23 protein-coding genes, 2 tRNA genes and 2 pseudogenes are annotated in these 22,656 nt (G+C 59.5%); 17 read left to right on the top strand and 10 right to left on the bottom strand.

Annotation, left to right across the window (positions count from 1 at the left end):
- The first annotated feature begins 45 nt into the window (after window positions 1–45).
- Entirely contained in the window at window positions 46–1,512 is a 1,467-nt protein-coding gene (locus ACKJSM_RS05170; RefSeq protein WP_236182876.1) for a trypsin-like serine peptidase, read from the top strand.
- Window positions 1,513–1,563: 51 nt separating this feature from the next.
- Here the strand turns inward: ACKJSM_RS05170 and hisF are convergent, their stop codons facing one another.
- The 6 genes from hisF to ACKJSM_RS05140 all read right to left on the bottom strand — a co-directional run bounded on the left by hisF (window position 1,564) and on the right by ACKJSM_RS05140 (window position 6,552).
- Window positions 1,564–2,334, bottom strand: coding sequence for an imidazole glycerol phosphate synthase subunit HisF (gene hisF / locus ACKJSM_RS05165; RefSeq protein WP_007897430.1), 771 nt, complete (start codon window positions 2,332–2,334; stop codon window positions 1,564–1,566).
- Window positions 2,335–2,343: 9 nt separating this feature from the next.
- Window positions 2,344–3,081 carry a 1-(5-phosphoribosyl)-5-[(5-phosphoribosylamino)methylideneamino]imidazole-4-carboxamide isomerase gene (hisA, locus tag ACKJSM_RS05160; protein ID WP_003220753.1) on the bottom strand — a complete coding sequence of 246 codons (738 nt, stop codon included), beginning with the start codon at window positions 3,079–3,081 and terminating at the stop codon, window positions 2,344–2,346.
- A 42-nt stretch (window positions 3,082–3,123) separates the two neighbouring features.
- The gene (locus tag ACKJSM_RS05155) at window positions 3,124–3,384 is read right to left on the bottom strand and encodes a DUF2164 domain-containing protein (RefSeq protein WP_011332018.1); all 261 of its coding nucleotides are present in this window, start codon (window positions 3,382–3,384) and stop codon (window positions 3,124–3,126) included.
- On the bottom strand, window positions 3,385–4,023 hold the full coding sequence (hisH, locus tag ACKJSM_RS05150) for an imidazole glycerol phosphate synthase subunit HisH (RefSeq protein WP_236182875.1): 639 nt from the start codon (window positions 4,021–4,023) through the stop codon (window positions 3,385–3,387).
- Window positions 4,023–4,616, bottom strand: coding sequence for an imidazoleglycerol-phosphate dehydratase HisB (gene hisB / locus ACKJSM_RS05145; RefSeq protein ID WP_039764670.1), 594 nt, complete (start codon window positions 4,614–4,616; stop codon window positions 4,023–4,025). Before hisB ends, hisH begins: the two co-directional genes overlap by 1 nt.
- Before the next feature lie 271 nt (window positions 4,617–4,887).
- The gene (locus tag ACKJSM_RS05140) at window positions 4,888–6,552 is read right to left on the bottom strand and encodes an OFA family MFS transporter (protein WP_085611172.1); all 1,665 of its coding nucleotides are present in this window, start codon (window positions 6,550–6,552) and stop codon (window positions 4,888–4,890) included.
- Window positions 6,553–6,905: 353 nt separating this feature from the next.
- Here ACKJSM_RS05140 and ACKJSM_RS05135 point away from each other — a divergent pair, with 353 nt between their 5' ends.
- The 5 genes from ACKJSM_RS05135 (at window position 6,906) to ACKJSM_RS05115 (ending at window position 11,115) form a co-directional block, all read left to right on the top strand.
- Window positions 6,906–9,128, top strand: coding sequence for an AsmA family protein (locus ACKJSM_RS05135; protein WP_410236823.1), 2,223 nt, complete (start codon window positions 6,906–6,908; stop codon window positions 9,126–9,128).
- Entirely contained in the window at window positions 9,125–10,192 is a 1,068-nt protein-coding gene (gene mutY, locus ACKJSM_RS05130) for an A/G-specific adenine glycosylase (RefSeq protein WP_410236822.1), read from the top strand. Before ACKJSM_RS05135 ends, mutY begins: the two co-directional genes overlap by 4 nt.
- Entirely contained in the window at window positions 10,189–10,461 is a 273-nt protein-coding gene (locus ACKJSM_RS05125) for an oxidative damage protection protein (protein WP_007952551.1), read from the top strand. The genes mutY and ACKJSM_RS05125 overlap by 4 nt, the downstream gene beginning before the upstream one ends.
- A 103-nt stretch (window positions 10,462–10,564) precedes the next feature.
- A tRNA-Phe gene (locus ACKJSM_RS05120) sits at window positions 10,565–10,640 on the top strand.
- A gap of 136 nt (window positions 10,641–10,776) precedes the next feature.
- Window positions 10,777–11,115, top strand: a complete 339-nt coding sequence (locus ACKJSM_RS05115; protein ID WP_410236821.1) for a hypothetical protein — start codon at window positions 10,777–10,779, stop codon at window positions 11,113–11,115.
- On the opposite strand, the pseudogene ACKJSM_RS05110 reads toward ACKJSM_RS05115, so the two are convergent.
- A pseudogene (locus tag ACKJSM_RS05110) lies at window positions 11,112–11,234 on the bottom strand (carboxypeptidase regulatory-like domain-containing protein); the annotation flags it as partial. The gene ACKJSM_RS05115 and the pseudogene ACKJSM_RS05110 overlap by 4 nt on opposite strands.
- Window positions 11,235–11,430: 196 nt before the next feature.
- Between ACKJSM_RS05110 and ACKJSM_RS05105 the strand changes: the two are divergent.
- From ACKJSM_RS05105 to ACKJSM_RS05095, 3 genes are read left to right on the top strand one after another with little or no spacing between them, the layout of a single operon-like run.
- Window positions 11,431–12,384, top strand: a complete 954-nt coding sequence (locus ACKJSM_RS05105) for an alpha/beta fold hydrolase (protein WP_410236820.1) — start codon at window positions 11,431–11,433, stop codon at window positions 12,382–12,384.
- Between the two features lie 20 nt (window positions 12,385–12,404).
- A complete protein-coding gene (locus tag ACKJSM_RS05100) occupies window positions 12,405–12,818 on the top strand; it encodes a hypothetical protein (protein WP_410236818.1) in 414 nt (137 codons plus the stop codon).
- Between the two features lie 6 nt (window positions 12,819–12,824).
- Window positions 12,825–13,277: a hypothetical protein gene (locus ACKJSM_RS05095; RefSeq protein ID WP_085608645.1), complete on the top strand. Its 453-nt coding sequence runs from the start codon at window positions 12,825–12,827 to the stop codon at window positions 13,275–13,277.
- 70 nt (window positions 13,278–13,347) lie between these two features.
- Here ACKJSM_RS05095 and gabP read toward each other — a convergent pair whose 3' ends face one another.
- A complete protein-coding gene (gene gabP, locus ACKJSM_RS05090) occupies window positions 13,348–14,739 on the bottom strand; it encodes a GABA permease (RefSeq protein ID WP_236182869.1) in 1,392 nt (463 codons plus the stop codon).
- A gap of 552 nt (window positions 14,740–15,291) precedes the next feature.
- Between gabP and ACKJSM_RS05085 the strand changes: the two genes are divergently transcribed.
- The 7 genes from ACKJSM_RS05085 (at window position 15,292) to ACKJSM_RS05055 (ending at window position 20,822) form a co-directional block, all read left to right on the top strand.
- Complete coding sequence (locus ACKJSM_RS05085) at window positions 15,292–16,065, top strand: ABC transporter ATP-binding protein (RefSeq protein WP_007897462.1); 774 nt, start codon at window positions 15,292–15,294, stop codon at window positions 16,063–16,065.
- A 13-nt stretch (window positions 16,066–16,078) separates the two neighbouring features.
- Window positions 16,079–16,825, top strand: coding sequence for an ABC transporter substrate-binding protein (locus ACKJSM_RS05080; RefSeq protein ID WP_236182868.1), 747 nt, complete (start codon window positions 16,079–16,081; stop codon window positions 16,823–16,825).
- Between the two features lie 78 nt (window positions 16,826–16,903).
- Window positions 16,904–17,599 carry an ABC transporter permease gene (locus ACKJSM_RS05075; RefSeq protein ID WP_007952567.1) on the top strand — a complete coding sequence of 232 codons (696 nt, stop codon included), beginning with the start codon at window positions 16,904–16,906 and terminating at the stop codon, window positions 17,597–17,599.
- Window positions 17,596–18,294: an ABC transporter permease gene (locus ACKJSM_RS05070; protein WP_410236816.1), complete on the top strand. Its 699-nt coding sequence runs from the start codon at window positions 17,596–17,598 to the stop codon at window positions 18,292–18,294. Before ACKJSM_RS05075 ends, ACKJSM_RS05070 begins: the two co-directional genes overlap by 4 nt.
- Window positions 18,275–19,510 carry a methyltransferase gene (locus ACKJSM_RS05065; RefSeq protein WP_410236815.1) on the top strand — a complete coding sequence of 412 codons (1,236 nt, stop codon included), beginning with the start codon at window positions 18,275–18,277 and terminating at the stop codon, window positions 19,508–19,510. The genes ACKJSM_RS05070 and ACKJSM_RS05065 overlap by 20 nt, the downstream gene beginning before the upstream one ends.
- A 344-nt stretch (window positions 19,511–19,854) precedes the next feature.
- Window positions 19,855–20,670 (top strand): FkbM family methyltransferase, encoded by an 816-nt coding sequence (locus ACKJSM_RS05060; RefSeq protein WP_410236813.1) that lies wholly within the window; start codon window positions 19,855–19,857, stop codon window positions 20,668–20,670.
- 76 nt (window positions 20,671–20,746) lie between these two features.
- Window positions 20,747–20,822: transfer RNA gene (locus tag ACKJSM_RS05055), tRNA-Thr, on the top strand.
- A gap of 101 nt (window positions 20,823–20,923) precedes the next feature.
- On the opposite strand, the gene ACKJSM_RS05050 is transcribed toward ACKJSM_RS05055, so the two are convergent.
- Both ACKJSM_RS05050 and ACKJSM_RS05045 read right to left on the bottom strand, forming a co-directional pair.
- Window positions 20,924–21,520 (bottom strand): hypothetical protein, encoded by a 597-nt coding sequence (locus tag ACKJSM_RS05050; protein ID WP_410236812.1) that lies wholly within the window; start codon window positions 21,518–21,520, stop codon window positions 20,924–20,926.
- A 4-nt stretch (window positions 21,521–21,524) separates the two neighbouring features.
- Window positions 21,525–21,920, bottom strand: a pseudogene (locus ACKJSM_RS05045) (tyrosine-type recombinase/integrase); the annotation flags it as partial.
- A 72-nt stretch (window positions 21,921–21,992) separates the two neighbouring features.
- Between ACKJSM_RS05045 and ACKJSM_RS05040 the strand changes: the two are divergent.
- Window positions 21,993–22,364 (top strand): hypothetical protein, encoded by a 372-nt coding sequence (locus ACKJSM_RS05040; protein WP_410236811.1) that lies wholly within the window; start codon window positions 21,993–21,995, stop codon window positions 22,362–22,364.
- The last annotated feature ends 292 nt before the right edge of the window (window positions 22,365–22,656 follow it).

The raw sequence follows: 22,656 nt of genomic DNA, 5'->3' as shown, positions 1-22,656 counted from the left end.
AGCACCACCGCTGTGCTTTGACCAATAACCCCAAGAGCGTTAACGATGTATTCAATCCAATTACTGTTGTTCAGCACATTAGGACTCTTCTTTTCCTCCTGCATCGCGGCCAATCACGACTACGGCGAAGGCGTTAAGGGTCTGTTACCTGCAATCCCCCTGGATAACCGCGATGGCTCGCGCGATCACTGGCAGGGTATCGGTCGCCTGACGACCGGCCACACTTGCACCGCTACCTTGCTTGATACGCTGGAAACAACAGGCGTCCAGCGCCCTCCGGCTTATGTTCTGACTGCTGGCCATTGCATCAACTTGTCCAACGGCCAGATCATGCAAAACCAACCCATACAAGGAACCATGACATTTAATTACTTTGGCGATGCCGAAAAACATAAAACCTACAACCTGAAAAACGTGAAATGGCGCAGCATGCAAGGTGTCGACATCGCCATCGTCCAACTTGATGTCAGCCTGAAAACACTTATGGAGGACGGGATAAAACCTCTGAAACTGGCCACAGGCACACCAGCCCTCAATTCGGAGGTTCTGGTTGTGGGAGCGCCACAGTATCGAACGCTGGAAATGACAGCCTGCACACTTAAATCCGCTCCGGACATCATTGAAGGGGACTGGGTGTGGCGTAACAACTTCAAGACTCGCTGCAAGAGTATTAAAGGAGGTGTCTCAGGGGCACCGCTGCTTGATCGCTACACCAATGAAATCATCGGTGTCGTGGGCACTGGTAACGAGCATCCGCCCGCAGTTCCTTGCGACCTGAACGAACCCTGTATACCAACGAGAAAAGGTTACTCTGCAATCGAAGGGGATCTTTACGGAAGTCTCGTACCGCACCTGAGAAGCTGCTTCCGGTCTGGCTTTCTATTTGAAAATCACTGCGAACTCTATCCGACATTCAATGTAGAAACAGATAGGCTAACCTCCGCCAAATACAAGAAAATCAAGATATCGGAAAGCGGCCATGCCATAGCACCGACTTGGGATTACCGGTTCTCGATCGACACAGCGTTCTATCGTCACAAGACAGTACGCGTGGCAAAACAATGCGAAAACCCCTTGCACTATTCCGCCGCGATCAGTTCCGAAAACGCCATCATCAATACCAAGATAGGTTCCAGAACCGGGCGCTATTTCCTTTGCATCATTGGCACAAACTCTTCCAGGGCAGAGTTGCCGCCAGGACTATTACGAAATGCCTTGTCGCTGCCTATCGTTCTGATTGAGGACGAAATCGTTCAGCGTCCTGATCTCAGCCTGAAAAAAAGACCCGCCTATATTGGGGAGGCTTCTGAAGGGGCAAGCACAATGTACGCCTATAAAGTCGCTCCATCCGGCAGCACTGACTGTCAAGCCCCCGATGGATTCAGCCCAACGTCGGAGTATATGGAAGTCTATCGTCTCAAAAAGGATTTGCCTGCCACGCTATGCAGTGTTGCGTATGACCGATCAGATGACAGGTCAGAGATCAGGGTTGACCAGTTCAACACGCTTTAACTCACCAGACCTGCAGCCCCTTTGAAGCTACAACTCCAAAGGGGACGCTTGCTAGCGCATCACGATGCCGCGGTGTGCCATGTAGGCCTTGGCTTCCTGCACGGTGTATTCGCCGAAATGGAAAATACTCGCCGCCAGCACGGCACTGGCATGGCCTTCAAGAATGCCGTCAGCCAGATGCTGCAGGTTGCCGACGCCACCGGAAGCGATCACCGGAATGCCCAGCGCATCGCTGATGGCACGGGTCACGCCGAGGTCGAAGCCGTTTTTCATGCCGTCCTGATCCATGCTGGTCAGGAGGATTTCACCGGCACCCAGGCCTTCCATTTTTTTCGCCCACTCGACCGCGTCGAGGCCGGTCGGCTTGCGGCCACCGTGGGTGAAGATTTCCCAGCGCGGGGTCTCGCCCGGGCCGGACACTTTCTTCGCGTCGATGGCAACGACGATGCACTGCGAACCGAAATGCTGAGCCGCTTCGCCGACGAATTCCGGGTTGAACACGGCAGCGGTGTTGATCGACACCTTGTCCGCACCGGCGTTGAGCAGGTTGCGGATGTCCTGCACGGTACGCACGCCACCGCCGACGGTCAGCGGGATGAACACCTGGCTGGCCATGCGCTCGACGGTGTGCAGCGTGGTGTCACGGCCATCGACGCTGGCGGTGATGTCGAGAAAGGTAATCTCGTCGGCACCCTGTTCGTCGTAACGACGGGCGATTTCCACCGGGTCGCCGGCGTCACGGATGTTTTCGAACTTCACACCTTTGACGACCCGGCCGTTGTCCACGTCCAGGCAAGGGATGATGCGTTTGGCCAGCGCCATGGTCAGTCCTCAGCCTTGGTACGAATCGCAGAAAGCTTGCGCTTCGGCGACGTCGAGAGTGCCTTCGTAAATCGCCCGGCCGGTGATGGCGCCGATGATGCCCGGCGCCTTGGCGTCGAGCAGCGACTTGATGTCACCCAGATTGTGAATGCCGCCGGAAGCGATTACCGGGATCTTCGTGGCAGCCGCCAGCGCGGCGGTGAACGGCACGTTGCAGCCCTGCATCATGCCGTCTTTGGCGATGTCGGTATAAACGATCGAGGACACACCGTCGGCTTCGAACTGTTTGGCCAGATCGATGACCTGCACGGTGCTGATTTCAGCCCAGCCATCGGTGGCGACAAAACCGTCTTTTGCATCGAGGCCGACAATGATCTTGCCCGGGAACGCGCGGCAGGCCTCAGCGACGAATGCCGGATCCTTCACCGCTTTGGTGCCGATGATCACGTAGCTGACGCCCGCCTTGACGTAGTGCTCGATGGTTTCCAGCGAACGAATGCCGCCGCCGATCTGGATCGGCAGGGTCGGGTAGCGCTTGGCAATCGCGGTGACCACCTCACCATTGACCGGCTGGCCTTCGAAAGCGCCGTTCAGGTCGACCAGATGCAGACGACGGCAACCGCCCTCCACCCACTTGGCAGCCATGCTCACCGGGTCATCGGAGAACACTGTGGAATCTTCCATGCGGCCCTGGCGCAGACGTACGCAGGCACCGTCTTTGAGATCGATAGCGGGAATAATCAGCATCTGGCAAACCTTCAAATTTGAATGTTCAGCTTGGCTCGGAAATCAGTTTTTCTCGAGCGCCCACAGGTCGCTTTCGATGCTTTCAAACCGCTCCTTGAGGTGGGTCTGCACATCGAAAATCGCCCTGTTGTAATAGTGCGGAGCAATTTCGCGGGTAAACAGCTCAAGAATTTCCGCCGCTTCGAACGAACCCAGATCCAGTTCGAAACGATCCTCCATGAACCGCTGAATCTTGCGGTTGGCCTCGCTCTCCTGCTCGGGAGTAAGGGTCAGGATCGGCGGTTTGGACTTCTTGACGGCCATTTACCAGCGACCGTCCCACGCCGCGAAGTTCTGCAGCAGTTGCAGGCCATGGGTATGGCTCTTCTCCGGGTGGAACTGCACGGCGAACCGCGAACCTTCGGCCAGCGCCGCGGCGAAATCGACGCCGTAATGACCGCTGCCGACCACCTGCCGCGCATTGGCGGCAGCGATGTAGAAGCTGTGCACGAAGTAGAAACGCGCCATGTCCGGAATGTCATGCCACAGCGGGTGGCTGACCTTCTGCTTTACCTCGTTCCAGCCCATGTGCGGGACTTTCAGGTGCTCGCCGTCTTCGTGCAGGTCTTTGCCGAAAAACTTCACCGCGCCCGGGAACAGGCCGATGCAGTCGACCCCCTCGTTCTCTTCGCTGCTGTCGAGCAAGGCTTGCATGCCGACGCAGATGCCGAGGAACGGACGGTCCTGGCTGACCTCACGCACCAGCGAATCGAAACCGAGGCGACGGATCTCCGCCATGCAATCGCGAATCGCACCGACGCCGGGGAAAACCACGCGGTCGGCTTCGCGGATCACTGCCGCATCGCTGGTGATCAGCACCTTGCCGGCACCGACGTGCTCGAGAGCCTTGGCCACCGAGTGCAGGTTGCCCATGCCGTAGTCGATAACTGCAACCGTCTGCATTACAGGACGCCTTTGGTCGAAGGCATCTGGCCGGCCATGCGCTCGTCCAGCTCGACGGCCATGCGCAGGGCGCGGCCGAAAGCCTTGAACACGGTTTCGATCTGGTGGTGGGTGTTGGTGCCACGCAGGTTGTCGATGTGCAGGCTGACCAGCGCGTGGTTGACGAAGCCCTGGAAGAATTCCTGGAACAGGTCGACGTCGAAGCCGCCAACAGTGGCGCGGGTGTAAGGTACGTGCATCTGCAGGCCCGGACGGCCGGAGAAATCGATCACCACGCGCGACAGCGCTTCATCGAGCGGCACGTAGGCGTGGCCGTAGCGACGGATGCCTTTCTTGTCGCCAATGGCTTGCGCGAAGGCCTGGCCGAGGGTGATACCGACGTCTTCCACCGTGTGGTGGTCGTCGATATGCAGATCGCCCTTGCATTGGATATCCAGGTCGATCAACCCGTGACGGGCGATCTGATCCAGCATGTGCTCAAGAAAAGGAACACCGATATCGAATCGGGCCTTTCCGGTGCCATCAAGGTTGATCGAGGCTTTGATCTGGGTTTCCAGAGTGTCGCGCTCGACAGACGCCTTACGTTCGGCCATCACCAGCTCCGCAAAATCATTGGGCGAAAAAGGCAGCCATTATAGGGGCGCGGGGCCGAAACAGAAACACGAGAGGTGGAATGACTGACGGATAGAACCCCATGCTGTCGGGGATAGACATGTCCATACAAGCATTGAAAGGCGCTGATCGCTCCCACGCTCTGCGTGGGAGTGCAGCCCCGGACGCTCAGCGTCCACTTCGAATATGACGCGCAGCGTCACAGGGAGACATTCCCACGCAGAGCGTGGGAACGATCAGGTGTAAACGAACTTAGTGGAACAGAACCGCCGTCTTCTGCAGGGTCACCCACACACCCCACGCCAACGGAATCCCCACCACCAGCCACGCAGCGATCGCCAATGGCTTGCTGCCCGGCGCGGCTTTCCACTCCAGCACGGTGCTGGCGTCAGCACCCTTGTCGTGGCCCAGTGCCTGTTCGGCGGCCAGTTCGGCGTCGGTCATGAAGTACTTGTCCGCCACCGGACGCACCAGCAGGTTGCACAGGAAACCCAGCACCAGCAGGCCGGCAAGGATGTACAAGGTGATGTCGTAAGCGGCGGCGCGTTCAACGCCGATGCTCAGCTGATACTCACGCAGGTAGTTCACCAGCACCGGACCCAGCACGCCAGCAGCAGCCCAGGCCGTCAGCAGACGACCGTGGATCGCGCCCACCATCTGCGTACCGAACAGGTCCGCCAGATACGCCGGAACGGTGGCGAAACCACCGCCATACATCGACAGGATGATGCAGAACGCCGCCACGAACAGCGCAACGTTGCCCAGGTGACCGAGGTTCGGGATCAGCGCGTACAGCGCAAAACCCAGTGCAAAGAACACGAAGTAAGTGTTCTTGCGGCCCAGGTAGTCCGAGAACGAAGCCCAGAAGAAACGACCGCCGATGTTGAACAGGCTCAGCAGACCGGTAAAACCGGCTGCAATCGCAGCGATGGAAGCCAGTTGACCGGCATCCAGCTGACCGAACGGCAGATCATTACCCAGCAGCTTGCCGCCGAACACTTCCTGCAACAGCGGCGAAGCCATGCCGAGGATGCCGATACCGGCGGACACGTTCAGGCACAGCACCAGCCACACCAGACGGAATTGCGGAGTTTTCCACGCCACATTCACGTGGACGTGACGGTGAGTGATCATCGCGTTCGACGCTTTCTTCGCCGGCGCGGTCCAGCCTTCAGGCTTCCAGCCGGTTGGCGGTACGCGGTAAGCCAGCGCGCCACCGATCATGAACACGAAGTAGATCGCGGCCATGGCCACGAAGCTCTGCCACACGCCGACACCGGTTGGCGAAGCGAAATGGCTCATCAGCGCGGTCGCCAGTGGCGCACCGACCATCGCACCACCGCCGAAGCCCATGATCGCCATGCCGGTTGCCATGCCGCGCTTGTCCGGGAACCACTTGATCAGGGTCGACACCGGCGAGATGTAGCCCAGGCCCAGACCGATACCGCCGATCACGCCGGAACCGATCCACATCAGCCAGATCTGGTGGGTATAGATCCCCAGTGCGGAAATCAGCAGACCGCCACACCAGCACAGTGCTGATACAACGCCGGCCTTGCGTGGTCCTGCATGTTCGAGCCAGCCACCCCAGATCGCTGCCGAACAGCCGAGGAAGATGAAGAACAAGGTGTAGATCCAGCCGAGCATGGAGATCGGCCAGTCGCATTGCGACGAGAAGACTTGTGCGATGAAGCTCATGTCCGGTGCGCAAGCCACCGGAGCGGTCACGCCCAGCGCCTTGGACAGCGGCAACCAGAACACCGAGAAGCCGTAGGCCATGCCGATGCACAGGTGAATGGCCAGAGCGGCCGGCGGGACCAGCCAACGGTTGAAACCGGGCTTGGCGATGATGCGTTCCTTGGACAGGAACCCGGGCTGATCGGCTTTGAAGCCGTCCGCCGTAATGGTCGTGCTCATTGTGTATCCCCCAATTATTAGTATGGTTCGCCAGCCACTGCCCACCCCGGCCTTTATGCACGCAGGCATGACCGTTTTTTGCGGGTGAAGCTCCTTGAAAGCGCGACGTTAAGTCGCAGATGGGCGGACGAACGGGCGAAGGTTACCATTTGCACGTGACAGAAAAACCAAACTGATATCACCTTTTTTGAGTCATCTGATCACATGACGCCGGGGAACCCCGATGCCGATCGTTGTCGAAGCGCTGTACAGCAAGGGTCGGCAGGCTGACGGGACACCTCAACAGCGAGGGTTGATGCAGCGCTATACTCCCCGGCTAAATCACGAATTCGACTACTTACAAGGACTCGCCCATGAAAGCGTTCGGCAAAATCCTGGGTCTGGTACTTCTCGGGCTGTTGCTGATCATTGTGGCGGCGGGCTTCGCCCTGACCCACCTGTTTGATCCCAACGACTACAAAGACGAGATCCGCCAGATTGCCCGCGACAAGGCCCACATCGAGCTGACGCTCAATGGCGACATCGGCTGGAGCCTGTTCCCGTGGCTCGGTCTGGAACTGCACGAGGCCAGCGTCGCGACCCTGGCCAAACCTGCCGAGCCGTTCGCCGACCTGCAGATGCTCGGCCTGTCCGTGCGTGTGCTGCCGCTGCTGCGCCGCGAGGTGCAAATGAGCGACGTGCGCGTCGAAGGCCTGAACCTGCGTCTGAACCGTGACAAAAATGGCCACGGCAACTGGGAAGACATCGGCAAGGTGCCGGCGCCCGCTGGAAGCACACCGCCAGCGACCGCCGCAGAAGCCTCTCCAGCAACACCAGCCCCGGTGGAAAAACCGGCCCAGCCGATCCGCCTCGACATCGACAGCCTGACTGTCAACAACGCCCGCGTGGAATACAACGACGAGCTGACCGGCAAGCAATTCAGCGCCGAAAGCATCCAGCTGAGCACCGGCGCGGTTCACGATTCGACCAACATCCCGGTCAAAGCCACCGCGTTCCTCGGCACCAACCAGCCTGTGCTGCGGGTGCGTACCGAGCTCAATGGCGAGCTGCGCTTCGAGCGCGCCCTGCAACGCTACAAGTTCGAAGACCTGAAGCTTTCCGGCGAAGTCGCCGGCGATCCGTTGCAGGGCAAGACCGTGACCTTCGCCGCCCAAGGGCAATTGTTGCTGGACAAGGCCGCCAACGTCGCCGAATGGACCGGCATCAAGCTCTCGGTCAATCAGCTGCGTGCCCTCGGCGAGCTGAAAGCCAATGACCTGGACAAGACGCCACAGATCAGCGGCGGGATTTCCATTGCTCAGTTCGACCTGGCGAAATTCGTCGAGAGCATCGGCCAGACCCTGCCAGCCATGGCCGAAGGCAGCCTGAGCAAGGTTGAACTGGTCAGCCGTGTCGCCGCGACACCGACCAGCCTCGCACTGGACAACATCAACCTGAAACTCGACGACAGCAGCTTCAGCGGCCGCATCGCCGTCGAAGATTTCGCCAAGCAATCGCTGCGGGCGATCCTCAAGGCCGACACCTTTAACGTCGACCGCTACCTGCCGCCGAAATCGGAAAAAGCCAGCAACGCCACCCAGGTCCGCCAGGCCGAAGTCGCCAGCACCGAGGCCGATGCGATGGCCGGGGCCGGCAGCACGCCGCTGCCGGAAAAACCGAGCAAAAGCGCCTGGAGCACCGAACGCCTGTTCCCTGTTGAGCGCCTGAGCAAACTCGACGTGAACGCTGACCTGACCTTCGGCCAACTGACCCTCGACAAGCTGCCGATCCAGAACGCCGCTCTCAAGGCCAACGGCCAGGGCGGCCTGCTGACCCTGGAGAACTTGCGCGGCGAACTGTACAACGGCGATTTTGAAGCCAAGGGCACGCTGGATGTGCGCCAGACAGCGCCGGTGCTGAACCTGCAAACCCGGATCAACCGGGTGCCAGTGGAGAAAATCCTCGAAAGCCAGGGCAAGAATCCGCCGGTCAAGGGTCTGGTCAACCTCACCAGCACCGTCACCGGCAGCGGCAACAGCCAGCAGGCGCTGATCGAAACCCTCAACGGCAACGCCAGTTTCGTGATCAACAACGGCGTGCTGCTCAACGCCAACCTTGAGCAACAACTGTGCAAGGGCATCGCCACCCTCAACCGTAAATCCCTGAGCGGTGAGCCGCGGGGCAAGGACACGCCATTCCAGGAGCTCAAGGGCAATCTGACCTTCCGTAACGGCGTGGCCAGCAACCCGGACCTGAAAGTGCGCATCCCCGGCATGACCGTCAACGGTGACGGCGATATCGACCTCAAGGTGCTGGGGATGGATTATCGCGTCGGCATCATCGTCGAAGGCGACACCAGCGCCATGCCGGATCCGGCCTGCCAGGTCGGTGAAAAATTCGTCGGCATCGAATGGCCGCTGCGCTGCCGTGGCCCGCTGGAGCTGGGCGCCAAGGCCTGCCGTTTGGACAACGAGCGCATGGGCCAGGTCGCGAGCAAACTGGCCGGCGACAAGATCAGCGAAAAAATCGACGAAAAACTGGGCGACAAAGTCAGCCCGGAACTGAAAAACGCATTGAAGGGGCTGTTCAAGCGATGAGAGCGGAGCAGTTTTCCACGGCGGTGCTGGAATGGTTCGACCGCCACGGCCGCCATGATTTGCCCTGGCAACAGAACATCAACCCGTACCGGGTGTGGGTGTCCGAGATCATGTTGCAGCAGACGCAGGTCAGCACCGTGCTCAATTACTTCGACCGGTTCATGGCCGCCCTGCCGACGGTCGAGGCCCTGGCCGCAGCGCCGGAGGACGAAGTGCTGCACCTGTGGACGGGCCTGGGTTACTACACCCGGGCGCGCAATCTGCAGAAGACCGCGAAGATCGTCGTCAGCCAGTACGGTGGCGAGTTTCCCCGAGATGTCGAGAAGCTCACCGAGCTGCCGGGCATCGGCCTGTCCACTGCTGGCGCGATTGCCAGCATCAGCATGGGCCTGCGCGCACCGATCCTCGACGGCAACGTCAAACGGGTGCTGGCGCGCTTTACCGCGCAGGAGGGCTACCCCGGCGAGCCGAAGGTGGCCAAACAGCTGTGGGCCAACGCCGAGCGCTTCACGCCGCAGGATCGGGTCAACGCCTACACCCAGGCGATGATGGACCTGGGCGCCACGCTCTGCACCCGCAGCAAACCGAGCTGCCTGCTGTGTCCGCTGAAAAAGGGCTGCGAAGCGCACATGCTCGGCCTGGAGACACGCTACCCGATCCCCAAGCCACGCAAGGCGATCCCGCAGAAACGCACGCTGATGCCGCTGCTGGCCAACGAGGACGGCGCGATTCTGCTTTATCGCCGCCCGTCCAGCGGATTGTGGGGCGGTTTGTGGAGCCTGCCGGAACTCGACGACCTCGACGACCTGCAACACCTCGCCGCGCAGCACGCGCTGGAACTGGGCGAGCAGCAGGCGCTGCCGAGCCTTGTCCACACCTTCAGCCACTTCCAGCTGTCCATCGAACCCTGGCTGGTTCAGGTACAGGAAGCCGGCGGTCACGTGGCCGAGGCCGACTGGCTCTGGTATAACCTCGCCACCCCGCCGCGCCTGGGCCTCGCCGCCCCGGTCAAGACCTTGCTCGAACGCGCGGCCGCCGTCTTGAATGCAGGAGAGTCGACATGACCCGCACCGTAATGTGCCGCAAGTACAAAGAACAACTCGAAGGTCTGGAGCGCCCACCTTACCCGGGCGCCAAGGGCCAGGATATTTTCGAACACGTCTCGGCCAAGGCCTGGGCCGACTGGCAGAAACACCAGACCCTGCTGATCAACGAAAAACGCCTGAACATGATGAACGCCGAAGACCGCAAATTTCTTCAGGGCGAAATGGACAAGTACTTCTCCGGCGAGGAATACGCCCAGGCCGAAGGCTACGTTCCACCTGCTGAGTAAACCTGCAAAATCGGGAGTCGGAGCGTAAGCGACGGAATTAATTTAAGAAATTTTAAAAAAGTCGTTGACGTAAATCCGAAAAACCCTTTTAATGCGCCCCGTTGCCCAGATAGCTCAGTCGGTAGAGCAGGGGATTGAAAATCCCCGTGTCGGCGGTTCGATTCCGTCTCTGGGCACCAAATACCGAAAACCCTGAATCGCAAGATTCAGGGTTTTTTTATGCCCGCGATTTGATGACGGCCCGAGTCCGCCCTTCTTGCAGGCCGCAATTCGCGCTACGTTGCCCAGCCCTTACGGAAGAGGGTCATCCCCGCGATGAACCAGAAAAGAACCCGCGTCCCCCTGCCCCATCCCAAGCCACCGGTGAAACGTACCAACTGGTTGATGATCGCTCTCGGCCTGATGTTGATCCTGTGTGTCGGCCTGATCGCCTATGAAACCGTGGTCGGCCTGATTCAAGGACGCATCGGCAACATGGCACGCGGCAAACGCTTCGCCGTGTATTCGCTGGCCGCACAACCCGTGAATTTCTGGTTCGCCGTTGCCGCGCATGGCCTCCTCGCCCTCTTCCTGTCGGCCGCCGCGTGGGTATTGATCTGGCTGGGCCGCACGGCAACGGTCGCGCCATCCCGGCGCGATCGGCAACGTCCCTAGCGGTTGTCGTTCCAGTGGAACACCAGATTGCGCGCAGCACCGCCGCCCACTTCCGTCACATCCCGAAGCGTTTCACCCTTGCGGGTGGCGACGACCGTGTACTTGCCTGGCGGGGTGGGTTTTAGAACGATTGGGAGTTGTTTTGAATGCGAAAAAGACTACACAAGTTTTTCCCAGCCAATTCATGACGCACTGCGTCACGAATTGGCGACCCCCTAATCGAACCGCCAATCCGGTACGCACTGCATACCCAATCATTGCGCTGCATCCCGCATGAAGTTCATTCTCGACCCGTCCTAGCCAGGCTCGGAACTCATGAACCTACAAAGTGCGCCACCTCCACCTGGCCAAGCATCCGACATTGAAAGCGAGCCCTTCCAAGCGCCCGCCGCCGATGGCTATCTGCTCGGCGGCTTCACCTGGCGTCACGCCTCGCCCGATCCACAGCGCCCAGTGGTAATCATCAACGCCGCCACGTCCGTGCGCTGCCGCCACTATTCACGCTTCGCGACGTACCTGTTCGCCAATGACTTCGACGTGATCATTTACGACTACCGAGGCATTGGCGAATCGCGGCCGAAGTCGATGAGGCATTTGCAGGCTTCGTGGACAGATTGGGGCGTGCTGGATTTCGAGGCGATGCTCAAACGCGCGCAACGGGAGTTTCCCGGTCAGCCGATCGATGTGGTCGGGCACAGCTTCGGTGGCTGCGCAGCAGGCCTGGGGGCTTGCGGACATCTAATCCGACGACTGGTGACGGTCGGCGCGCAGTTCGCTTACTGGCGCGATTACGCGCCCGAGCACCGCTGGCGGATGTTCGGTAAATGGCACCTGCTGATGCCGCTGGTCACGTTGTTCTGTGGCTACTTTCCGGGCAAGCGACTTGGCTGGCTGGAAGACACGCCCGCCGGCGTAGTGCGCGACTGGAGCACGCCTGCCGCACGTTATGAGCGGCGTCCGAGCGGTAGAACGATCCGCAACCTGCCCTTCGCCAACGTCCGGGCCAAAGCCCTGGCAATCAGCATCAGCGACGATCCCTACGGCACGATTCCCGCCATCGAACGCCTGCTGGCTTACTTCCACAACGCGCAAAAGACCCACCTGCGAATCGAGCCGCAGGACATCGGCGAACAGCAAGTCGGACATTTCGCCTTTTTTCGCAGCGCATACCAAGCCACACTATGGCCCATCGCTCTGACCTGGCTGCAGACCGGCGAACTGGCCTGCGACACACCGGGGCGCGAAATCCCACGCAGCCAAGCCCTTTAACGCACCACGGAACACACACCATGGCTTCCGCCAACAAGCAGCAAAAACGCGCCGCCCGGGCCAAGACCAAGGCCAAGCAGAACCGCACCAAACGTGCGGAAGCGCCGGTCGAGCTGGACCCGAATGACGACCGCATCGATTTCGAATCGGTGGACCTCACCGAACTGTTCAAGAAAATGATCGACGCCGAGAAGCTCAGCCAGCAGGCCATGTGCACCGCGTTCCTCGAAGACCCGCTGCTTGAGCTGGTGTACGAGCAGGAAGGCGAAGAAGGCGCGATGGATTTCATCCTCGCCGCGCTGATCGAGTACCGCCAGTGGTCCACCGAGACCGACGAGGCTGGCGCCCTGGCGTGGATCGAATCGCCGGATTTCCAGAAAGACTATGTGGCCGCGTCCGACGCAATCGCCGCACAAACCCAACAGAAAAACTGAGTTCCCATGGCATCCCTGAACAAACAGCAGAAACGCGCCAAACGCGCCAAGGCCAAAGCCAAGCAGATCCGCATGGTCGGTCGCAAACCTCTGGCGCAGGACGATGACCTCGGTCACCTGGCCGAGCCGATCCCGGAATACACCTTGGCGATGTTCAGCAAGATGCGCGACGCCGAAGCCGTCAGCCGCAATGAAATGCTGCTGACGCTGCTGCGTGAACTGGCGTTCATCATCGTCGACCATCCTGAACTGCTGGACATGGAAAACGCCGAGAACGAAGGCATGGCCGCCACTCACCTGGCCGCCGACATGCTGATCGACTACCGCATGTGGGCCGATGGCATGGATCGCGAGACCGCCCAGGCCTGGCTGAGCGAGCCGGAGTTCATCAGCGATTTCGGGATTGCGCTGGACACCTACGGTCAGTCGGTGGAAGCGCAGGAAGAGAAGAGCGAGTAAGCCGCTCGCCGTAACAAAAACGGCCGCTTGTCATCACTGACAGCGGCCGTTTTGCGTAACACGTTGCGGATCAGTTCAGAACTGCCGCACCACGGTTTTCCGCCTTGCGACGGCGAGCTACCAACAGGCCGGTCGCCACAACCACCAGACTCAGCAGGCCGGTCGCGAGGATTTCCACGCGGTGGGCGTCCTGGAACAGCATGATGGTCAGGGCCGCCACGATGAACACGATCACCGCGTAGGTCAGGCCCGGGAACAGCCACATGCTGAAGACGATTTTCTCGCCGCGAGCCATGCGCTGTTTACGCATGCGCAGTTGCGAAATCGCGATCACCAGGTACACCAGCAGCGCGATCGCGCCGGAACTCGCCAGCAGGAACTCGAACACCGCAGCCGGGGCCACGTAGTTGGCGAAAGTGCACAGGAACGCCGCGCCGGTGGACAGCATTACCGCCCAGTAAGGGGTGCCGCTCTTGTTGGTACGGGTCGACATGGCCGGGGCATCGCCGCGCTTGCCGAGGGAGAACAGCATGCGCGAAGAGGTGTACAGCGCCGAGTTCAGGCAACTGGTCACAGCCACCAGAACCACGATGTCGACGATCATCTTGGCGTTCGGAATGCCCATGCGCTCAAGCACAGTCTGGTAGGAGCCGAGGCTGGCCAGAACCGGGTCGTTCCATGGCACCAGGGCCACGACGATGAAGATCGACACGAGGTAGAACAGGCCGATCCGCCAGATCACCGAATTGGTGGCCTTGGAAATCTGCTTGCCCGGGTTCTTCGATTCCGCGGCCGCGATGGTCACGATCTCGGTGCCCATGAAGGAGAACATGGTGGTCAGGATCGCGCCCAGCACCGCGCCCATGCCGTTCGGCAGGAAGCCCTGGGTGTCGAAGATGTGCGACACGCCGCTGACCTGGCTGTTCGGCAGGAAGCCGAAAATGGCCGCGACGCCAAGAATGATGAAACCGATGATCGCCACGACTTTGAGCAGGGCGAACCAGAATTCGAACTCACCGTAGTTTTTCACGCTGAACAGGTTGGTCACGGTCAGCAGCAGGGTAATGATCAGCGCGAAGGCCCAGATCTCCACACTCGGGAACCAGGCGTGCAGGATAGTCGCGGCGGCGTTGGCCTCCAGCGGAATCACCAAGACCCAGAACCACCAGTACAACCAGCCGATGGTGAAACCGGCCCAATGGCCGATGGCGCGGTCGGCGTAAGTCGAGAACGAGCCGGTGTCAGGCGAGGCAACCGCCATTTCGCCGAGCATGCGCATCACCAGCACAACCAGCGCGCCGGCAGCGGCGTAAGCCAGCAGAACGGCTGGGCCGGCGGCGGCGATGGCGTGGCCGGAGCCGACGAACAGACCTGCACCGATCACCCCGGCGATCGACAGCATGGTCACATGACGCGGTTTGAGCCCCTGTTCGAGGCCATTGGAGCTTTGGGTACTGCTCATTGGAACTACCTTTGCGAGGAAAGCGATTGCGTCCGGCCCGTCTGGCGTTCCTTCTCGTAAAAAGAATCCAACGGGGCGTTCCTTATTCTGCACGCAATAATTGCGCCAAAATGTTTCAAGCTCTTTTGCCCCGCGGCCTTCAGCGCGACCGGACAGTCATCGCAAGTCCTTGAGAATAATGGCCTTTCGCCAAAGCGTTACCCTGCGACCCACTTTCCAAACGAGTCGGCGCACCAGAAACACACTTAAAAAGTGCGGGACGCACAATAAAAGGGCGAATGAGGAACGTTCGGCCGGATAGCGCTTCCAACACCCCGCCAAAGGTGGCAACATCGCGCCTTTTTTTACGCGACACCCACGGGAATCCACGTTCAAACGCCCGTTCGGTTGTTGATGGGGCGACAGTCTGCTGCGCCGATGCGACAACCTGCCACACGCCATCCGTTTACCGCTCGTAGCGCTGTTGGCTGCCATTGAAACGCTATGCTAGCTTGGCCGCCTCGCCAGGAAGGCCAACCAACAGCAGGAGCGCAACATATATGAGGAACGCACATGGCTGAGGCCACGCCCGCGCTTGAAATCCGCAACCTGCACAAACGCTACGGACAGCTTGAGGTGCTCAAAGGCATCTCGCTGACCGCCCGCGACGGCGATGTGATCTCGATCCTGGGTTCCTCCGGTTCCGGCAAGTCCACATTCCTGCGTTGCATCAATCTGTTGGAAAACCCGCACCAGGGCCAGATCCTGGTGGCCGGTGAAGAACTCAAGCTCAAGGCCGCCAAGAATGGCGAACTGGTTGCCGCCGACGGCAAGCAGATCAATCGCCTGCGCTCCGAGATTGGTTTTGTGTTTCAAAACTTTAATCTGTGGCCGCACATGAGCGTGCTCGACAACATCATCGAAGCCCCGCGCCGCGTGCTCGGCCAGAGCAAGGCCGAAGCCATCGAAGTCGCCGAAGCGCTGCTGGCCAAGGTCGGCATCGCCGACAAACGCCACGCCTACCCGGCGCAACTGTCCGGCGGCCAGCAACAGCGCGCGGCGATTGCCCGCACGCTGGCGATGCAGCCCAAGGTGATCCTGTTCGACGAGCCCACCTCTGCCCTTGACCCGGAAATGGTCCAGGAAGTACTTAATGTCATCCGCGCATTGGCCGAAGAAGGCCGGACCATGCTGCTCGTCACCCACGAAATGGGCTTTGCCCGTCAGGTCTCCAGCGAAGTGGTGTTCCTCCACCAGGGCCTGGTAGAAGAGCAAGGATCGCCACAGCAGGTGTTCGAAAACCCGCTTTCGGCGCGCTGCAAACAATTCATGTCCAGCAACCGCTAACGGAGCTACCCGCATGCAGAACTACAAAAAGGTCTTCCTGGCCGCCGCCGTCACCCTCGCGTTCAGCGCCGGTGCCATGGCCGAGACCCTGAAGATGGGCATCGAAGCGGCTTACCCGCCGTTCAACAACAAAGACGCCAGCGGCAACGTCGTCGGCTTCGACAAAGACATCGGCGACGCCCTGTGCGCCAAGATGAAAGTTGAATGCTCCGTCGTCACCTCGGACTGGGACGGCATCATCCCGGCCCTGAACGCCAAGAAGTTCGATTTCCTGATCTCCTCGATGTCGATCACCGACGAGCGCAAGCAAGCGGTGGACTTCACCGACCCGTACTACTCCAACAAGCTGCAATTCATCGCGCCGAAGGATAAAGAGTTCAAGACCGACAAGGACTCCCTGAAAGGCAAAGTGATCGGCGCCCAGCGCGCGACCCTCGCCGGTACGTTCATGGAAGACAACATGCCGGACGTCGAAGTGAAACTCTATGACACCCAGGAAAACGCCTACCTGGACCTGACCTCCGGTCGTCTGGACGGCATCCTCGCCGACAAATACGTCAACTACGAGTGGCTGAAAAGCGACGCCGGCAAAGCCTATGAATTCAAGGGCGACCCGGTGGAAGAAAGCGACAAGATCGGTATCGCTGTACGTAAAGGCGACCCGATCCGCGAGAAGCTGAACGCTGCGCTGAAGGAAATCGTTGCCGACGGCACCTACAAGAAGATCAACGACAAGTACTTCCCGTTCAGCATCTACTGATCCTGACCTGCCGGATCGGTGCCGCCACATGACGGCGCCGATCCCCGGCCTTGCCTGCCGCGATTTGAAAAGAAATCCATGATTATCGACCTCTACGGATTCGGCCCGGCGCTCTTCGCCGGCGCGCTGATGACCGTCAAACTGGCACTCTCGGCCCTGTGCCTGGGGCTGGTGCTCGGTCTGCTCGGCGCCTTGGCCAAGACTTCCCCGTACAAGCCGCTGCAATGGCTTGGCGGAACCTATTCGACCCTGGTGCGCGGCGTCCCGGAATTGCTCTGGGTGCTGTTGATCTACTTCGGTACGGTCAACGCCATGCGCGCGCTCGGTGAGTTCCTCGGCAATCCCGAACTGGAACTCAGCGCCTTCGCCGCCGGCGTCATCGCGCTGGGCCTGTGCTTCGGCGCCTACGCCACGGAAGTGTTTCGGGGCGCGATCCTCGCCATTCCCAAAGGCCACCGTGAGGCCGGCGTGGCCCTGGGCCTGTCGAAATGGCGGATCTTCACCAGACTGATCATGCCGCAGATGTGGCGCATCGCCCTGCCCGGCCTGGGCAATCTGTTCATGATCCTGATGAAAGACACCGCGCTGGTGTCGGTCATTGGCCTGGAAGAAATCATGCGCCACGCGCAGATCGGCGTGACTGTGTCCAAGCAGCCCTTCACCTTCTATATGGTGGCGGCGCTCATGTACCTGTGCCTGACCGTGCTGGCGATGATCGGCATGCACCTGCTGGAAAAACGCGCCGCACGCGGCTTCGCGAGGAGCGCTCAATGACCGATTTTAAGTGGGAAGTCATCATCAAGTGGTTGCCGAAACTGGCCCAGGGCGCGACGCTGACCCTGGAGCTGGTGGCCATCGCCGTGATCGCCGGTTTGCTGCTGGCGATTCCGCTGGGCATCGCCCGCTCTTCGAAGCTGTGGTACGTGCGCGCTTTACCCTACGCCTACATCTTCTTTTTCCGTGGCACGCCGTTGCTGGTTCAGTTGTTCCTGGTCTACTACGGACTGGCGCAGTTCGACGCGGTGCGTAACAGCTCGATGTGGCCGTACCTGCGCGATCCGTTCTGGTGCGCCACCGCGACCATGACCCTGCACACCGCGGCGTACATCGCCGAAATCCTGCGCGGCGCGATCCAGGCGATACCGCCAGGCGAGATCGAAGCGGCGCGGGCGCTGGGCATGTCCCGGCCCAAAGCGCTGTTCTACATCATCCTGCCGCGTGCCGCCCGCATCGGCCTGCCGGCCTACAGCAACGAAGTGATCCTGATGCTCAAGGCCAGCGCCCTGGCCAGCACCGTGACCTTGCTGGAACTGACCGGCATGGCGCGCACGATCATTGCCCGCACTTACTTGCCGGTGGAGATCTTCTTCGCCGCCGGTGTGTTCTATCTGGTGATGGCTTACGTGCTGGTTCGCGGCTTCAAGCTGCTGGAACGCTGGCTGCGCGTCGATGCGTGCCAGGGACGCTGATTCTTCTGACGTGCTGACGGGCGAGGCCCTACTCGCCCGCTTCACGGCACTGGATGCATTTCTCACGCCCCATCAAGGATTGTGGAAACCCCGCCCTTTCACTCATCTGCACCTGCCCTGGGAAGCGTCCTACCCGGAACTGGCCTCGTGGCTACGCGGGCGGTCGCTGGAAGAGGCGGAAAACGCCCACAACCAACCTGCCGAACTCTTGGATGCGCCGGAGCCATTTGCTTCGTTGGCGGCGTTGTCGCTTGAACTGAGTGCGGTGGGTGAACTGCCTGCACATTCGCTGGAAGCCGCCGGTCATCGCCTGAATGTCGATGTGCCGGGCCGCAAATGGCAGCAAATCGAAGCCTTCGCCAGCCGCTTGTCGTTTGCCGCGCAGCCGAAGCACTGGCTGGACTGGTGCTCGGGCAAAGGCCATTTGGGTCGGCGTCTGCTGGGTGCCGATCAGCAACTCACCTGCCTGGAATTCGATCCGGCGCTGGTCGCCATCGGCCAGGCGCTGAGTCAGCGTCATCACTTGCATGCGCTGCATGTCGAGCAGGATGTGCTCGCGGCGAATACCGCTTTATTGCTGAACGCCGACCACACGCCTGTCGCCCTGCACGCTTGTGGCGATCTGCATGTGCGGCTGATGCAACTGGCAAGCGCCGCTGGCTGTCGGCAATTGGCGATTGCACCGTGTTGCTACAACCGGATCAGTCGCACTGAGTATCAGGCGTTGTCCTTCGCCGCATCGGGCTCCGCCCTACAGTTGTCGCTGGAAGATCTGTCCCTGCCGATGAACGAAACCGTCACCGCCGGCGCCCGCGTCCGACGTCAGCGCGACACCTCCATGGCCCGCCGACTGGCCTTTGATCTTTTGCAACGGCAAGTGCGTGGCGTCGACGAATACTTGCCGACACCGTCTCTGCCCAGTGCCTGGCTGGACAAACCGTTCGCCGATTACTGCCGCGATCTGGCAGCGTTGAAAGAGTTATCCACAATCGGCGCGCCAGATTGGGTAGCACTGGAAGCCGCCGGCTGGCAGCGGTTAGCCGAAGTTCGCAACCTGGAACTGCTGCGTGGACTGTTCCGACGGCCGCTGGAGCTTTGGCTGAATCTGGATCGGGCACTTTTCCTCACCGAACAGGGATACGTCGTACGTCTCGGTACCTTCTGCGAGACGCCACTCACACCGCGCAATTTCCTGCTGCTGGCCGAACGGGTTTAATCTTTCACAGCCTGTGGATAACTCTGTTGATGGAATTATCGTGGATCCAATATCTACGGTCGTTTCAGGCCGTTAACAGCACTGGTCATTTTTTGTTCACACGAATAAAAAACCAGCAAAACAGGGATTTAAGACTCAAATGAGAACCCGTCCACAAAAACCTGCCTAAGCGCCCCCTCTTCAAAGCCTGTTGTGCATAAGCCCCAGACCAAAAGGACATAACCGCCGAATCGCGGACGCCGGCAACGGCCAATTGCGCCCGCCATCCGCCCTTGCTATACAGACCTACGCCGTACAGGTAGCGCGCACCCGAACAAGAAAAATCTGACCGACAGGAAGCGACCGTGACGTTCATTTCTTACGCACAGAATTTCGAGGACGTTCGCCTTTGGCGCGCCCTGCAGTATGTTGAAAACGGTTTTTATATCGACGTCGGCGCCAATGACCCGATCCACGACTCGGTCACCAAGGCCTTTTATGATCGCGGCTGGCAGGGCATCAACGTCGAACCGATGCAGAACTACTACGACGCCCTCCGCCAGCATCGCCCCCGCGACACCACGCTGCAATGCGTGGCCAGCGACCAGCCGGGCGAACTGACTTTCTACGGCATTCCCGACACCGGCCTGTCCACCGCTGACCCGGTCGTTGCGCAAGAACGCAAAAACCTCGGCATGGACGTGCAAAGCTTCACTGTCAACGCACGCACACTGACCTCGATCTGCGAAGAACACGCCGCCGAGCGGCCGATCCACTTCTTGAAAATCGACGTCGAGGGCCACGAAGAAACCGTCCTGCGCGGCATGGACCTCAGCCGCTTCCGCCCCTGGATCATCCTCATTGAAACCCCATGGGAGCGCGACCACACCTGGGAGCACCTGGTGACCGACGCCGGCTACACCAACGTCCTGTTCGACGGCCTCAACAGCTTCTTCCTGGCCAACGAACACATCAACCTCAAACCCGCGTTCGACCTGCCACCGTGCAACCTCGACAACTTCCAGCTGTGCAAAGGCCACAACCTCGCCCACCCGGTAAACCCGGCCCTGGAAACCGCCCTGCAACGCGCCGAAGAAGCCGAAGCCCAACTGCGCGCCCTGCAAAACAGCCGCGCCTGGCGCGCGGTACAAAAACTGCGCAACGTCCTGCGCCGGGCGTGAATCGCAGAGGGCGCAAAAATAGTCTGAATTCAGGGGTTTACAGAAGCACCCGAGTCGCTATAATCGTCGCCCACACGCCGGTATAGCTCAGATGGTAGAGCAACTGACTTGTAATCAGTAGGTCCCGGGTTCGATTCCTGGTGCCGGCACCATATTCAAAGCCCCGCAATGCGGGGCTTTGTTGTTTCTGGGTCTCGGAACGACCTCACGCCAAATCGTGAAAACGTCCACAAAACGTCCACCGTCAAAAACTTTACCCGCCAGACCTTCGCTCCTGATCCGACCGATTCGTTTCTTTCCCCACCAAATCTTTGCCAATCTCCAAAATGGTTTCGAGCAGAAGAATCACTTCTCTGAACGCCTCAGGGTTGTCACTTCCAACAGCAAGCACGCCACCCGGAATGACATCTAGACGCACACTGTCAGCGAACTGGTGAAAGCGCACAATCTGCCTTGCCTCCTCCGCACTGAGCACGCCCAACTTCGTGACGTTCGCTTGATAGACCCGGTTAAAATCACCGTCAATATTTGCTTGGAAAAACTCCTCCTCTAAATCCGATTCGTCATTTTCGGATTCGCTATTTGCAGACGCTCGGCGTGCGATCAATGCCGCCTCCTGCTCTCGAAGCGCAGTCAGATAGCCGCGTATTTCAATAATCTCCATAAGTGCATCAACTTCAGCCAGCAGAGAAGCTCTCACCGTAGCGGCCTCTCTCTTTGTCTGCCTTTTCCAAAGCAAAAGCGGTCCGGAAACAGCCGCACCAGCCGAAACCAGCCCCGTTAAAACCGCAGTCCAATTCACCGCCGCAAACGACAGCACCAACGGCGCCCAATCAATATCCCCGACCATCATCTCACTCCTTGTCCTTATTTCTCACCGCAATCGGATTCAAATTCACCACCTCAGCCATATGCCCAGGACTGAAGTGCGCATACTTCATCGTCATAGCCAACGAGGCATGTCCAAGCACCCGCTGTAACGTCAGAATGTCACCACCATTCATCATGTAATGACTGGCAAACGTATGTCGCAAAACATGCGTCAACTGTCCCGCAGGCAAATCCAGCCCCACCGCATCGACAGAATCACCGAACCTCTTGTAACAGTCCCCAAATGGCAAAGCTGCCTTGATTTTGGTCTGGAGATCTTTGGAGATAGGGATAGATCGGTTCTTGGAGGACTTCGTACTCGAAAAGTGGATGCGACCATTACGCACCTGGCGCCCGAGCAAACCTTCCGCCTCAGACCAACCTGGTAAAAGCACGGCCTGCCTGACGGCAGGCCGTTACCGGCCCGCACACAAAATATCTGACAGTCCCCCATGCATGAACAGCAAACAGACCACACCGCCCCCTACCTCATCACTGCCAATGGGCTGGCGATGCGCTTAGCCATCCTCGCTCGCCAACAAGGCAAAGACGTGCCACTCAAGGCCACCATAACCGGCTGCAACATAGCCCTGACCGTCGACACCTTCCACGTCAGCCAAGACGGCACCTTGGTCATACAACTACCCCCTAGCCCGTACCGCGTTAAGCACTATCACGTTCACATCTTCGGTCAACGCCTGAATGTCGTAGCCGCGACCGACTTCGACAACTTACGACGCCTGCTGTCCTCGGCCGAGGAGCGCATTAGCCAGCTCGAAAAGATAAAAAACGACTACCGGCCTGACCCTCGCGTCTACGTCTGACACGGCCATTGCATCAATAAGGGCGCCACGGCGTCCTTATTCTTTGTACCGAGCGCCCCTACAAGTCAGATAACGTATTGAAAGTAGAAACATCGAGTATAAAAACATAATTAATTAATTAATTGATTTATTCTTCAACATGCGTAGGAAATATCTCAAATAACGACAGAAGTTTTACCGATTAAAACCAACAGCCCCCACCTGCAATAAATATTGACGGCGGGCTCAACCGGTCAACGCAACGTACACTTTTCGTTCGTTGATTGGAGCAGATTAAGAAATGGCACGTAGC

Source organism: Pseudomonas sp. PHC1 (assembly GCF_046487845.1).
Taxonomy (GTDB): domain Bacteria; phylum Pseudomonadota; class Gammaproteobacteria; order Pseudomonadales; family Pseudomonadaceae; genus Aquipseudomonas; species Aquipseudomonas sputi.
This window is presented reverse-complemented; position numbering and strand designations above follow the sequence as displayed.

Excerpts from the sequence above, each read along its gene's own strand:
- ACKJSM_RS05065 (WP_410236815.1), top strand. The coding sequence starts at position 18,275 with ATGCGTGCCAGGGACGCTGATTCTTCTGACGTGCTGACGGGCGAGGCC.
- hisB (WP_039764670.1), bottom strand. The coding sequence starts at position 4,616 with ATGGCCGAACGTAAGGCGTCTGTCGAGCGCGACACTCTGGAAACCCAG.
- ACKJSM_RS05105 (WP_410236820.1), top strand. The coding sequence starts at position 11,431 with ATGAACCTACAAAGTGCGCCACCTCCACCTGGCCAAGCATCCGACATT.
- ACKJSM_RS05040 (WP_410236811.1), top strand. The coding sequence starts at position 21,993 with ATGCATGAACAGCAAACAGACCACACCGCCCCCTACCTCATCACTGCC.
- mutY (WP_410236822.1), top strand. The coding sequence starts at position 9,125 with ATGAGAGCGGAGCAGTTTTCCACGGCGGTGCTGGAATGGTTCGACCGC.
- hisH (WP_236182875.1), bottom strand. The coding sequence starts at position 4,023 with ATGCAGACGGTTGCAGTTATCGACTACGGCATGGGCAACCTGCACTCG.
- ACKJSM_RS05140 (WP_085611172.1), bottom strand. The coding sequence starts at position 6,552 with ATGAGCACGACCATTACGGCGGACGGCTTCAAAGCCGATCAGCCCGGG.
- ACKJSM_RS05115 (WP_410236821.1), top strand. The coding sequence starts at position 10,777 with ATGAACCAGAAAAGAACCCGCGTCCCCCTGCCCCATCCCAAGCCACCG.
- ACKJSM_RS05135 (WP_410236823.1), top strand. The coding sequence starts at position 6,906 with ATGAAAGCGTTCGGCAAAATCCTGGGTCTGGTACTTCTCGGGCTGTTG.
- gabP (WP_236182869.1), bottom strand. The coding sequence starts at position 14,739 with ATGAGCAGTACCCAAAGCTCCAATGGCCTCGAACAGGGGCTCAAACCG.
- ACKJSM_RS05095 (WP_085608645.1), top strand. The coding sequence starts at position 12,825 with ATGGCATCCCTGAACAAACAGCAGAAACGCGCCAAACGCGCCAAGGCC.
- ACKJSM_RS05075 (WP_007952567.1), top strand. The coding sequence starts at position 16,904 with ATGATTATCGACCTCTACGGATTCGGCCCGGCGCTCTTCGCCGGCGCG.
- ACKJSM_RS05070 (WP_410236816.1), top strand. The coding sequence starts at position 17,596 with ATGACCGATTTTAAGTGGGAAGTCATCATCAAGTGGTTGCCGAAACTG.
- ACKJSM_RS05125 (WP_007952551.1), top strand. The coding sequence starts at position 10,189 with ATGACCCGCACCGTAATGTGCCGCAAGTACAAAGAACAACTCGAAGGT.
- ACKJSM_RS05085 (WP_007897462.1), top strand. The coding sequence starts at position 15,292 with ATGGCTGAGGCCACGCCCGCGCTTGAAATCCGCAACCTGCACAAACGC.
- hisF (WP_007897430.1), bottom strand. The coding sequence starts at position 2,334 with ATGGCGCTGGCCAAACGCATCATCCCTTGCCTGGACGTGGACAACGGC.
- ACKJSM_RS05170 (WP_236182876.1), top strand. The coding sequence starts at position 46 with ATGTATTCAATCCAATTACTGTTGTTCAGCACATTAGGACTCTTCTTT.
- ACKJSM_RS05080 (WP_236182868.1), top strand. The coding sequence starts at position 16,079 with ATGCAGAACTACAAAAAGGTCTTCCTGGCCGCCGCCGTCACCCTCGCG.
- ACKJSM_RS05100 (WP_410236818.1), top strand. The coding sequence starts at position 12,405 with ATGGCTTCCGCCAACAAGCAGCAAAAACGCGCCGCCCGGGCCAAGACC.
- ACKJSM_RS05050 (WP_410236812.1), bottom strand. The coding sequence starts at position 21,520 with ATGGTCGGGGATATTGATTGGGCGCCGTTGGTGCTGTCGTTTGCGGCG.
- hisA (WP_003220753.1), bottom strand. The coding sequence starts at position 3,081 with ATGCTGATTATTCCCGCTATCGATCTCAAAGACGGTGCCTGCGTACGT.
- ACKJSM_RS05155 (WP_011332018.1), bottom strand. The coding sequence starts at position 3,384 with ATGGCCGTCAAGAAGTCCAAACCGCCGATCCTGACCCTTACTCCCGAG.